Annotated in this window: 1 protein-coding gene; it reads left to right on the plus strand. The window is 67.9% G+C overall.

Annotated features, from left to right (window positions below; genetic code table 11):
• On the plus strand, positions 1-249 hold a 249-nt coding region (locus SB751_RS33665), incomplete at both ends, for an alkaline phosphatase family protein (protein ID WP_410749453.1).

Below are 249 nucleotides of genomic sequence, written 5' to 3' on the forward strand. Positions count from 1 at the left end.
GTCGCGCTCAACGCGTTCCCTGAATCGATCCGCCGCGCGCTCGCGATTCCGGCCGCGCGCGGCACCGGCGCGATCCGCGATGTGCAGCACATCGTCGTGTTCATGCAGGAGAACCGCTCGTTCGACCATTACTTCGGACACCTGCGCGGCGTGCGCGGCGACAACGACCGCTTCCCGATCCCGCTGCCGAACGGCAAGCCGGTGTGGTACCAGCCGTCGAAGGAAGACCCGACGAAACCGGTGCTGCCG

The sequence above is a fragment of the Cupriavidus sp. SIMBA_020 genome (genome assembly GCF_046535395.1).
Lineage (GTDB): Bacteria > Pseudomonadota > Gammaproteobacteria > Burkholderiales > Burkholderiaceae > Cupriavidus > Cupriavidus campinensis.